Origin of the sequence: Paenibacillus sp. FSL R7-0204 (assembly GCF_038002225.1) — a bacterium.
Classification (GTDB): Bacteria; Bacillota; Bacilli; order Paenibacillales; family Paenibacillaceae; genus Paenibacillus_AQ.
On record NZ_JBBOCA010000001.1, the window covers coordinates 505350 to 517262 of the forward strand.

Below are 11913 nucleotides of genomic sequence, written 5' to 3' on the forward strand. Positions count from 1 at the left end.
GCAAAATCAATTGCTACATATCCAAGACAGAAGACTGAACCAGTTCGGCTATCCCTTCCTCTAACCCCGTCACACCCTCATCCTCCAGCCACTCCGGCGGGACGAGCAGATAATGGCTGGAGCTGCTCTTCAGGTAGCTGTAGATGATCTGTGCCTCGTCGATCTTGTGGCGGCTCATCTCTTCCGTAGCGGCGGTCTGGCTGCTGCTGCGGAAAACCTCCCGGGCGGATGCAGCGATCATCCCGGTGATCTGCCCTTCGTTCAGCGCGTCTCTTGCCAGCAGGGTGCGGTAGAGAATCACGCTGCCCTTGATGAAGATCAGCTTATGGGACTGTTCGTCCACCGGCTCCAGCACGATAATATTCTTGTTCGCTCCGGTGAATTCAATCACTTGCTCCTTCTGCAGCAGCGAATGGACTGCCCCCAGATAATCGCGGAATTTGGCAGCGGTCTCGAAGTCGAACCGCAGCGCGGCGTCCTCCATCCGGGCTTCCAGTCCGGCCACAATTCCGCTGTCTCTGCCTTCCAGTAAGCAGATCATCTCGTCTATGACGGCTTCATACTGCGCCACAGCGGCCTCCCCGCCTCCGCACATGCCGATACATAAGCCCAGCGAATGGTTCAGGCAGCGGGAGCTGCGGGAATGGGGACTGCTGCACAGAATGCGCTGTGATTCCTTGATGCCCAGCACCGCTCTCTCCACTGTACTCCGGCTGGTATAAGGGCCATATATGAGGCTGCCCGCCTCTGCACTTGGCTCGTAGCCAATCTCAATCTGCCGGTAAGGCGAAGGCGCCTTGTCTACGATGGAAATATAGCTGTAGGCGAGCGGGTTCTTCATTTTGCGGTTATACATCGGCTTGATCTCTTTGATCAGCTGGCATTCGAGCATGAAGGCTTCAAATTCCGTATCGGTCAGCCTGTAGTCGAGATCGCGGATATGCTTAACGAGCTGCTTCACCTTAGGCGAATGCCCCTTATTATTATAAAAATAAGACTGGACCCGCTTCCTCAGCTGCTTCGCCTTGCCGACATAAATCACATGGCCCAGGCCGTCCTTCATCAGGTATACGCCAGGCGTCAAGGGCAGGCTTGCGACCTTGTCTGTTAGATTTGCGGTCATGGCAGCCGCCTCCGTTCGTCAATTTCTTCCGTATCTTTCAAGTATAGACCATGCCGCTGCTACCTGCGACAGGAAAAGCTCTTCCCGGTCCTCCGGCAGAAGCGGTGTGACATAATCCACAATGTCTCCCGGCCAAACCCTCTATCATTAACTACATGAACGATAGGCATGAGCGTATGCGATCAAGTAAGCTGGGGGGCTGCTGATGAAGTATTCGATCGGTGAATTTGCATCCATTCTTGGAGTGACGGCAGATACACTGCGATTATATGAGAAACATGATATTGTCCGGCCGATGAAGGATCATCATAATAACTACAGGTATTTCAACGATTTGGATGCACGCAATCTATTGACGAGCAGATGGTACCGGAGCATGCAGATTCCGCTTCAGGATGTAGCCGGGTTGATTAAGGACGCGCCATGTGAGCAAGTGATGGAGTCGATTGCCGCTGCGGGTATGCAGCTGGAGGAGGAGATCCGGCGCAGCACGCTGCTGCTCGGCAAGATTCAGGAGATTCAGGCGGAGCTGGCGCAGGTGGGCGCATCCCTATATACATGCAAGATGAAGCAGGTGCCGGGCATGTACCGGATTCAGCAGACGAACAAGAATCATTTGCTACACAAGGAGGAGCTCAAAGACACGGTCCAGGCGTGGATGGAGCTGCTGCCGTTCACCTTCTACTCCTTCCGGGTTGAGAATAAGGCAGGCGAATGCGTCTGCGGACTAGGGGAGCTGGAGTATAGCTGGGGACTTGGCCTGCTTGCGGAGGATCAGGTGAAGCTTGGCGTTAGCTTGAACGACAGCGTGGAGGTTCTGGAGCCGGCGGCCTGCATCTCTGCCGTCATTGTCAGCGGCCACGAGGATTACCTGGAGCGGGGAGCGTTCGGGTTCATGCTGGACTATGTGAAGGCACGGAATTATAAGATTAGCGGGGACATCAGCGGTAAAATTCTGTTCACCGAGCGCACGGGTAACGGCAGCAAGACGTATCTGGAGATTAACATTCCGGTAGAATCGGAGGAAGCGTCCGTTCTACTTTGAGAAAAGTTTCACATATTGTTCATTGACCTTGGTACAGTACCAAGGTTTACACTGTGTGCGGTAGTCAGCAGTCCTATTAGAGAGAGAAACGGGGCTGCATTAACCACATAGGGGGAGAAATTGATGCGTAAGCAAGCAACTAAAAAGGTGTTTCTATTCACCGTATGTCTGGTATTGGTCCTGTCGCTCCTAAGCGGCTGCAGCGGTAACAATTCCGCCGCACCGGCAGCTTCAGAGCAGCCGTCCGCTTCGCCGCAGGCGTCACAGCCAGCGGATACAAGTGCTGTACCGGCAGGCTTCAAAGCGGGAACCTATAAAGCAGAGGCTGAAGGCAAGGACGGCAAGATTCAGGTTGAGGTGACTCTTGACGATAATTCGGTTATTACCGGAATCAATGTGGTCAGCCAGAATGAAACCGCCGGAATCGGGGTGGAGGCGATCAACAAGGTCAAGGAGGAGATTCTATCCGGCCAGACCCTGAATATTGATGCCGTCAGCGGGGCGTCCGAGTCCAGCAAGGCGATTCTGACCGCTGTGGAGGACGCGCTTAAGCAGGCGGGCGGCAATGTGGAGGCTTTTAAAACCAAGGCTGTAGTGAAATCGGGAGAAGGCAAGACTGAGCAGCTGTCGGCGGATGTTGTCGTTGTGGGAGCAGGCGCTTCGGGTGTATCGGCAGCGGTATCAGCAGCGGATAAGGGCGCGAAGGTAATCCTGATCGAGAAAACAGCGACGATCGGCGGCGCGAGCAACCTGTCCTGGGCGGGTAAATTCTACAACTCCTCTGCCGCGCTAAGCAGCGGGCTTAAAGTAGAAGTCGAGAAGGAAATTGCAGACTGGATCGTGAACAACCACTGGCGTGTGGATGCCGCGGCAATCCGCCAGTACGTCACGAAGTCGGGCGAGACCTATGACTGGCTGACCGGTAAGGGCTACACCACTACCTTCCTGAACTTCGCCGGGGAACAGCTCCATATGCTGCCTCCTTATGAGACCCGCCAGGAGCTGCTGCGCAAGATGCTTGCAGCATCCGTAGAGAAGGGCGGCGGACAGGTGATCACGGAGGCCACTGCACAGAAGCTGATGACGGGCGCCAATGGAGAGGTTACCGGAGTCGTGGCCAAGAAGTCTGACGGAACTACCCTGGAGATTTCAGGAACGAGCGTTGTAATGGCTACCGGCGGTTATGCCGGGAATAAAGAGATGGTTAAGGAAGCTTTTGGCTTCGAGGGCGTGAACGGCGGGCTTGGGCAGAACATCGGCGAAGGGCTGAAAATGTCCTGGGAGATCGGCGCGAAGGTGCCGGACAACTTCGGCGGGCAGATGCTGCACCAGACGCTGGCCAGAGCTACAGATAAGCTGAAGACGCAGTATGAGCCGTTTGAAGCCAGCTATCCGATGATGCTGTCTTACCTGCCAACCCTGATGAATGTCGGCCCTTCGGGTGCGAGATTCAGAGATGAGGCGGCGACGCTTACAGCGGTTGCGGCAGCGAATACCAGTGCTTTTAACGGAGCGTATCATCTGGTGATTGTCTCACAGGCGCAGCTGGAAGCGCTTAAGACCAAGGGAATGAAGGGGCTTAAGGCACCTAAGCTGCCGGGTATGCCGCCGGAATTCTATGCCTCCTATAAAGACAAGTTCACGCTGGACCAGCCCTGGAAGGATGCCGATAAAGTCTTCGAATCCATGGTAGCCAGCGGCGACGGCTTCAAGGGCAATACGCTGGAGGAGCTGGCGAAGAATGCAGGGATGGACCCTGAAGTGTTTACCGCTGATTTCAAGCTCTATGAGGAAGCAGCGAAGACTGGCGCCGATACGGAGTTCGGCAAGGCGAAGGAATATCTGGTTCCTATGGGCAGCAGCGGACCGTATTACGCCGTTATTGCCGAGATCAACAACCTCTGTTCGGTGGGCGGTCTGCTGGTCAATACCAAGTTCCAGGTGCTGAATGATAAGCGTCTGCCGGTCAAAGGACTGTATGCCGTGGGTGTGGAGTCTGAAGGGGTGTTATTCAATGATACCTATGTAGGCAACGGCGTTGGACTGGGCTACTCCTTCACCTCCGGGCGGCTCGGCGGCGAGGATGCGGCTGCGGGCGCATTGGCTAAGGAATAGCCCTTTATAAGTAATTTTCCTCTTTTTGCCGATAAAGAGTTGTCCTGAACTTTACGCGCGAGAAGAGGAACGTCCGATGTATATTCCCATATCACGAATCAACGCTGCTTCGCTGACCCGCTCACCGCAACAGGCGGAGTACACTTCCGCCGGGTCATCTCCGCTCAGCTTCCCGGAGATGATGGCGGCTGTGGGAGCGGCAATCGAAGATCAGGCACGCAGAATCAAGGCAAGGTACGGTCTGTCCGTCCGCATTATGGCGGTAGCCAAAGACGGCAGCAAGGGGGAGAAGACTGATGCAGGAGACCGGAGGGATCAGCGAGAGCTTGTAATCGCTCCGAATATTCTGCAGCGGATGAGCAAAGATCCTGTGATGCAGCGTAAGGTATATGGCTACCTTGACGAGTATGTGCGTGAGCCGCACTCCTCGCCCGGCCATAGCCTGATCGTTCACAGGGACGGCACCTCCACTCTTCTTCCTGCCGCCGCAAGACCGGCAGCAGTGCAGGAGATTACCCATCTACATACCGGGCAACCGGAAACCGCGGGCAGCTTATACGATCAGGACAGACTGAAGCAGCTCGCGTTCCTCCGGGCCAGAAGAGCAGGCAGGCACCGGTAACAGAGTGTAATCCGCAAATAAGATCCCTGAACCCATGTGATGTGGAGACGGGGGTCTTTTTGTGAGGTTATGCGCGTCCCTGAAGCGAACAATGGCCTATCCTCCTGCATAGCATATAGCACCTGCTTGCTATTTGTAAGTGGAAAGGGGGCGCATGGCTAATGGGTATCCAGCTTACTGCGATTCATTGGGTGTATCTGGTGTTTATTGTGTTCATTCTGGCGCTGCTGATCAAGCGGCGTGATACAACCATGATCTGTGTGACCGGGATTCTGGCGCTCGGTCTGCTGGCAACGGTGACGCTCAGCGGGTCGGTGTCGGGGATCTTTAACTCTTTTGTCTATGCGACTAAGGAGCTGCTCGGCACCATAATGATTATCTCCATTATCGTGGCGATGAGCCGGATTCTGATTATAACAGGCATCAATGAGACGATGGTATCGCCGCTCACCCGGTTCCTGCGCACACCGGCGATGGCTTACTGGGGAATCGGGCTGATTATGATGGTAACCTCGTTCTTCTTCTGGCCGTCCCCTGCGGTAGCGCTGGTCGGGGCGGTTCTGCTGCCCGTGGCGGTCCGGGTCGGCCTGCCTGCGCTGGGCGCAGCGGTAGCCATGAACCTGTTCGGGCACGGGATCGCCCTCTCCGGCGATTATATTATTCAAGGCGCTCCGAAGCTGACGGCGGATGCCGCCGGTCTTCCGGTATCCAGCGTAATGCAGGCCAGTATCCCGCTGGTTGCTGTGATGGGGATTGTCACTACGGTAAGTGCATTCTGGATGATGAAGCGGGACCAGAAGAACGGCACGTGGAGAGACGGCCTGGTCTCTTCCCCGGAAGCAGCTGAGCCGCTGGCTGATGCGGGGACGGATGATGACCAGCCAGTCCTCGTGAGTGACCGTCTGCGCAAAGGGCTGGCCATCGCCATTCCGCTGTTGTTCCTGTTGGATGTGACCGGCATGTTCGTGCTGCATCTGCAAGGGGGCGATGCTACCGCGCTGGTCGGGGGAACCGCCGTGCTGATCCTGATAGTCGTTACCCTGCTGGCCCATCGCGGCCAGGGTCAGGGGCTGGAGAAGATCACCGCCTATCTCATTGAAGGATTTACCTTCGGCTTCAAGGTCTTCGGGCCGGTCATCCCGATTGCCGCCTTCTTCTATCTGGGCGACGCCGCCTTCACCGAGCTGTACGGCAAGGTGCTGCCGGACGGCTCGCACGGCATCGTGAACGACCTGGGCGTAGCCCTGGCGAATCACGTGCCGCTGAACGGGGCGGCATCCGCCATAACGCTGACGGTAATCGGCGCGATCACCGGCCTCGACGGCTCCGGGTTCTCCGGCATCTCGCTGGCCGGCTCGATTGCCGGGCTGTTCGCCGCCGCGATCCACTCCGGCGCAGCAACGCTGACCGCCCTTGGGCAGGTGGCCGCCATCTGGGTCGGCGGCGGCACCCTGATCCCATGGGCGCTCATTCCCGCCGCTGCGATCTGCGGCGTCAGCCCGTTCGAGCTGGCCCGGCGCAATCTGAAGCCGGTCCTGCTGGGCCTTACGGCCATGACGATTGTCGCCATGTTCCTGGTGTAGGCGCCGCTTTAGTTCTATACACTCCACCCGGCCCGGGCAGATACGGACTCCAGGCCACTACCACTCGGCGCGTTCGGACCCCAACGCCGTAATTCCATAGCCACCACCACTCGAGTCCACACCATACCTGAGCATTGTAACTTCATAACCGCGCCCACCCAGGTGCATACGGACCCCAGTTCCGTTATTTTCAGAAATCAGCCTGTTTTCGAACCCATGCGGACTCCAAAGCCTTTATTGCTACCATTTGGCCTAACTCGGCCTTGCTTTTGCTGGGATAAGATCTCTCCAGTCCGCATGTAGCCAAAAGCCACGATTTTGAGAGTACTAACGTCCGTATGGTCCGCATGGAAAAAGAGTGCCCGCCATAACCCATCCGATATTCGATCCGGGTGAACCCCTCGCTTACAATCCGCATAAGATTTCCTTCCCTAATCCATCCTACAGAAGAACGGACATTGTGATGGAGGGGAAGGATCTTATGAAGCATTACGAATCTAGTCTGCGCACCAACAGTACGGTGGATCAGGCGCACGATGCGTTGACGAAGCTGCACAATGCTGTAACCCAGGCTTCGAGTCATCCGACCGGACAGATGATGGAGCAGGCAGAGAACAGCCTGGAGCACGCTGAAGAAGCCGTGCGCCATGCCCCGGAAGGCTCGGTCGGCAGACAAGGGGTAGAGCTGGTCCAAGAGAGGCTGGAGGAAGAGAAGCGCAGATTGTCTTCGCTGGACGGGCAGGTAGGCGAGTCACAGGATTAAAGCCTGAACCAGGCTATAGTGAACCGGCATTCCCGGAGTTGATCCGGGAGTGCCGGTTTGCTGTTGCTGGGATCCGAGGCCCGGATATGGGGTCTCTGCAATCACTTGCTGTGAAATAGGGTTATAAGGTAATGACGAGACCATTCAGAGGAGGTACACACCTATGCCAGAAGCGGACAACACCGGTTCATGGAATCCTCCGGAGACACCGGAGATGCTGTATTCCGCGCTTAAGGAGATTACCAGGTGGGAGAAAGAGCAGAACAGGCTGATGATCTGGGACCGGATAACCCGGCTGCCGTTCAAGCTGCTTGATGCCATCACGCCAAAGGTTATCCACGAGAAGGTAGGCCGGCTGCTCGATGAACTGGGCGGCTACATCCAGAACGGCGGCAACTATCTGGTGGCCGGGCGCAAGGTGGGCAAGCTGATGGAAGAGACAAGCCGGGCGGCGGGCGCTCCCTCTACCGGGCCTTACCCGCTGGCTGTCATGGATGCAGTGGCACTGAAGCTCGCGGAGCGAAGCCGGAATACGGCTACGGCCCAGGGGGCGACCACGGGCTTCGGCGGGATTTTCACACTGGCTGCGGATATACCGGCTGTCCTGGGCCTCTCTTTGAAGTCGATTCAGGAGATCGGCTTATGTTATGGCTACGATCCGACGGATAAGGCGGAGCGGATCTTTACCGTGAAGGTGATGCAGTTCGCCTCCTCCGATGTAGTGGGGAAGCGCACCCTGCTGAAGGAGCTGAATCTGCAGGCAGGCGGGGACGGCAACATTATTGCCGCAACTCAGGAGACCGTCTCCAGGATTCAGGGCTGGAAGGAGGTAGTGACTGTATACCGCGACAATTGGGGCTGGAAAAAGCTGCTCCAGACCGTTCCGGTCGCAGGCATGTTCTTCGGCGCATACCTCAACCGGAAGACGCTGGAGGAGGTCACAGAGGCTGCGCGGATGCTCTACCGCAAAAGACGGATTATCTCCAGGCTGGCAGAGCTGGAGCAGAGATGATACGCTGAGGGTACTGTAGCAGGGCACGCATGGATAGGAGAGAGAAGATGAATCACACAGTTCTACAGCATAGCACTCAGGAGCTGATCTGGCAGGCGGAGTCCTTCATTACGGCCTGCTATCAGGAGCTGGGGTTAACAGAGGGTGAACGTGACCTTCGTCTGGCGGAGATACGCGAAGAGGTGCAGCGCACAGGTACATATAGGCATACGGCAGAAGAGCTGGCGCACGGGGCAAGGATGGCCTGGCGCCATAACAGCCGCTGCATCGGAAGATTGTTCTGGCATTCCCTAGATGTGATTGACGCCCGCAGAGCAGAGACTGTGGCGGAGGTCGCGGAGGCGTTGCTGCATCATATGAAGCATGCGAATAACGGCGGCCGGATACGGCCGGTCATTACCGTCTTCCACAGTGAAGAGCCGGACCGTGCCATCCGGATCTGGAATCATCAGCTGATCCGCTATGCCGGTTATCCCGGGGACGGGGAGCATCCAAGAGCCGGTGACCCGGCTTCGGATGAATTCACCGCTATCTGCTTTAAGCTGGGCTGGCAGGGCACAGGCGGGGATTTCGACATTCTGCCGCTCGTGATCAGCATCGGCGGGGAGGAACCCCGCTGCTTCCCTATCCCGGCAGGACTTGTACAGGAGGTGCCGCTCAGCCACCCGGAGATCCCGCAATTCACGGAGCTGGGTCTGCGCTGGTACTCCGTTCCGATTGTCTCAGACATGTGCCTGGAGATCGGCGGCATCCGTTACCCGGCAGCGCCATTCAATGGCTGGTACATGGAGACGGAGATCGGCTCGCGGAATTTCGGGGATACGGACCGCTACAACCGCCTGCCTGCGGTGGCTGATCTTCTGGGCTTGGACCGCTCCACTAATACCTCGCTGTGGAAGGACCGGGCGCTGCTGGAACTGAACCGGGCCGTCCTCCATTCCTTCAAGCAGGCCGGAGTCAGTATTGTGGACCATCATACAGCCGCAGACCAGTTCGTCCGCTTCCAGGAACAGGAGAAGCAACATGGACGGGAAGTGTCAGGCAAGTGGGGCTGGCTGATTCCGCCGATGTCTCCTTCCTCCACGCCGATCTGGAATGATAATAAGCTGCGAGATTTGCAGCTAAGCCCGCGCTTCGTCTACCGGAAGAAGCAACAGGCGGATTCTGGGGGGCATGAAGCTGCGGAAGCGAAGGGTTGCCCTTTTCATCAGTCCATGAAGGGTGATTGATCAATAACCAATTGTTGCGGGAGCGGATGCTTCAGCAGAAGGGGAGGGCTATATGAATAAGCAATCCGGTAAGACCCGTTCACAGGGGGATGAGACTCTTACAGTGAACCGCCGGGAGCAGATCTTGGAGGCGGCGGTGATTGTTTTTGCCGAACATGGCTACTACCGCGCAACAACCGCGCAGGTAGCGGAGAAGGTGGGAATCTCCCAGCCATACATCTTCAAGCTGTTCAAGAATAAGGAAGAGCTGTTCATAGCTGCGCTGGAGCGTGCATTCGAACGGGTTCTCCGTACTTTTGCCGGATTTCGCGCCCCTAAAAAACAAATGCTAGCCGAAGCGATCCAATGTTATGAGCAGCTGATGGAGACTCATCCGAACGAGATGATTCTTCAGGTGCAGGCAAGCGGCATCCGGGATGAAGCGATCCGGCAGGCCATGCAGGCTGGAATGCAGGAGGTGACCGGTCTGATGGAGAGTAAGTTCACCGCTGCCGGGTTTGCGCATCCTGAGGTCAAGGTGAGCACCTTCCTGGCTAACTCAATGCTGTGCAATATGGCTCTTACACTGGATATGCCGGAACTGAAGCCGAAGCGTAAGTAACATAAGAGCCAGACAGTATAATAATAGTGACTGATCAATTACCTTAATTATTTAAAGGCAAGTGGCCGGATTTTTTGATTTTTCCTTATAGCTCAAGAGTAATTTGCACAAGATAGAAATAGTCACGTTACCTATTCTGTGATACTATTTATTTCTATATCCAATGAGGAAGTGAAGCTTAATGATCAGCATTACCATTCCGTCACCGGAAGTTATTATTTACAAGCAAGCTAACCCTGAGCTGAGCCATATTTACGGATTTACCGATTTCCACCTGATTACCCGCGAAGCCGGCGGCATCTTCATGTTCTACAATGATCAGGATGAGCTGCTGTTTGTGGGCAAGGCCCGCAAGCTGAGACCGCGGATCAAGAAGCATTTCGAGGACAATGTATCCGTGATGAAGCCCCACCGTGATGAGGTTACCCGCATCGAAGTCTGCCTCGTCGAAGATCCGGTGGACAGAGAGATTTATGAGACTTATATTGTGAACAAGCTTCGTGCGAAATACAATGTCGAGAAGGTTCTGTATAAATAAGGTTTAACGGAAAAGGCGTGGTCCCTGCGGACTGCGCTTTTTATTTTCCCTGCTCCAAGCCCCCAATTCCGCAGTGTTTCCTCTTGTTTTAATAAACGAAATTTGAGACAATAAGGTATTGTTGCTGCTAATGTCCCTGTCAAGGTAGAATAGATAGATTGAACTTTAATGTTTTGAAAAGAGGATATGAAATGAATAAAGAATCCATTTATGGATTGACTTTGGAAGAGTTAACGGCATGGCTGCTGGAGCATGGCCACAAGAAATCCCGGGCCACTGCTGTCTGGGAATGGCTGTACCGTAAGCGGATCACCAGCTTCGCCGAGATGGACGGAATGAATCAGGAATGCGTAGAGCTGCTGGAACAGAATTATGTGTTTCAGACGATGGAAGAGCATGTGAAGCAGGAATCGGCGGACGGTACAGTGAAGTTCCTCTTCCGCCTCCAGGACGGCAACCTGATTGAGACAGTGCTGATGCGGCAGAAATATGGCTTGTCCGTGTGTGTCACCACTCAGGTCGGCTGTAATATCGGGTGTAGCTTCTGTGCAAGCGGGCTGCTGGCGAAGAGCCGGGACCTGACCAGCGGAGAGATCGTGGAGCAGATTATGAAGGTCCAGCATTATCTGGATCAGGCCGGTCTGGGCCAGAAGGTTACCCATGTCGTGGTTATGGGGATCGGCGAGCCGTTCGATAACTTCCGGCATCTGCTGAACTTCCTGATTACCATCAAGGATCATAAGGGTCTGGCGATTGCCGGCAAAGGAATCACCGTATCCACCAGCGGCCTGGCGGACAAAATCAGAGAATTCGCCGACGCTAATATGCAGGTTAATCTGGCGATCTCGCTGCATGCCCCGAATAATGAGCTGCGGACACAGATTATGAAGATTAACCGGGCCATTCCTATAGAGAAGTTAATGCCGGCGATTGATTACTATCTGGAGAAGACGAACCGGAGAATTACGCTGGAGTATATTCTGCTGAAGGATATCAATGACCGCGAGGAGCATGCGCTGGAGCTGGCCGAGTTAATCGGAGACCGCCGCCAGTTGGCGAACGTCAACCTGATTCCGTATAATCCCGTGGATGAGCATAGCCAGTATCAGCGGAGCGAGCGGGAGTCGGTGCGTGCGTTCTTCGATACGCTGAAGAAGCAGGGCGTCAGCGTCAGCACCCGGCTGGAGCAGGGCGTTGATATTGATGCGGCCTGCGGACAGCTGCGCAGCAAGCAGATCAAGAAGACCAAAGGCAAAGCCGCAGATACTGTGTTACAATAATC

11 protein-coding genes are annotated in these 11913 nt (G+C 55.5%); 10 read left to right on the plus strand and 1 reads right to left on the minus strand.

What is annotated here, in order from left to right:
- Window positions 1–13 precede the first annotated feature (13 nt).
- Window positions 14–1123 (minus strand): GIY-YIG nuclease family protein, encoded by a 1110-nt coding sequence (locus MKX42_RS02430; protein WP_340750951.1) that lies wholly within the window; start codon window positions 1121–1123, stop codon window positions 14–16.
- A gap of 205 nt (window positions 1124–1328) precedes the next feature.
- Between MKX42_RS02430 and MKX42_RS02435 the strand changes: the two genes are divergently transcribed.
- The 10 genes from MKX42_RS02435 (at window position 1329) to rlmN (ending at window position 11911) form a co-directional block, all read left to right on the plus strand.
- Window positions 1329–2168 carry a MerR family transcriptional regulator gene (locus MKX42_RS02435; protein ID WP_340750953.1) on the plus strand — a complete coding sequence of 280 codons (840 nt, stop codon included), beginning with the start codon at window positions 1329–1331 and terminating at the stop codon, window positions 2166–2168.
- A gap of 123 nt (window positions 2169–2291) precedes the next feature.
- Window positions 2292–4283, plus strand: coding sequence for an FAD-dependent oxidoreductase (locus MKX42_RS02440; protein WP_340750955.1), 1992 nt, complete (start codon window positions 2292–2294; stop codon window positions 4281–4283).
- 76 nt (window positions 4284–4359) lie between these two features.
- Window positions 4360–4905 (plus strand): hypothetical protein, encoded by a 546-nt coding sequence (locus MKX42_RS02445; RefSeq protein ID WP_340750957.1) that lies wholly within the window; start codon window positions 4360–4362, stop codon window positions 4903–4905.
- Window positions 4906–5066: 161 nt separating this feature from the next.
- On the plus strand, window positions 5067–6488 hold the full coding sequence (locus tag MKX42_RS02450) for a hypothetical protein (protein WP_340750958.1): 1422 nt from the start codon (window positions 5067–5069) through the stop codon (window positions 6486–6488).
- Window positions 6489–6969: 481 nt separating this feature from the next.
- A complete protein-coding gene (locus tag MKX42_RS02455) occupies window positions 6970–7251 on the plus strand; it encodes a hypothetical protein (RefSeq protein WP_340750960.1) in 282 nt (93 codons plus the stop codon).
- Window positions 7252–7414: 163 nt separating this feature from the next.
- On the plus strand, window positions 7415–8263 hold the full coding sequence (locus MKX42_RS02460; RefSeq protein WP_340750962.1) for an EcsC family protein: 849 nt from the start codon (window positions 7415–7417) through the stop codon (window positions 8261–8263).
- Between the two features lie 47 nt (window positions 8264–8310).
- A complete protein-coding gene (locus MKX42_RS02465) occupies window positions 8311–9492 on the plus strand; it encodes a nitric oxide synthase oxygenase (protein ID WP_340750964.1) in 1182 nt (393 codons plus the stop codon).
- Between the two features lie 52 nt (window positions 9493–9544).
- A complete protein-coding gene (locus MKX42_RS02470) occupies window positions 9545–10093 on the plus strand; it encodes a TetR/AcrR family transcriptional regulator (protein WP_340750966.1) in 549 nt (182 codons plus the stop codon).
- A gap of 181 nt (window positions 10094–10274) precedes the next feature.
- Window positions 10275–10631 carry a nucleotide excision repair endonuclease gene (locus MKX42_RS02475; protein WP_036722768.1) on the plus strand — a complete coding sequence of 119 codons (357 nt, stop codon included), beginning with the start codon at window positions 10275–10277 and terminating at the stop codon, window positions 10629–10631.
- Between the two features lie 191 nt (window positions 10632–10822).
- On the plus strand, window positions 10823–11911 hold the full coding sequence (rlmN, locus tag MKX42_RS02480) for a 23S rRNA (adenine(2503)-C(2))-methyltransferase RlmN (RefSeq protein ID WP_340750968.1): 1089 nt from the start codon (window positions 10823–10825) through the stop codon (window positions 11909–11911).
- Window positions 11912–11913: the final 2 nt, after the last annotated feature.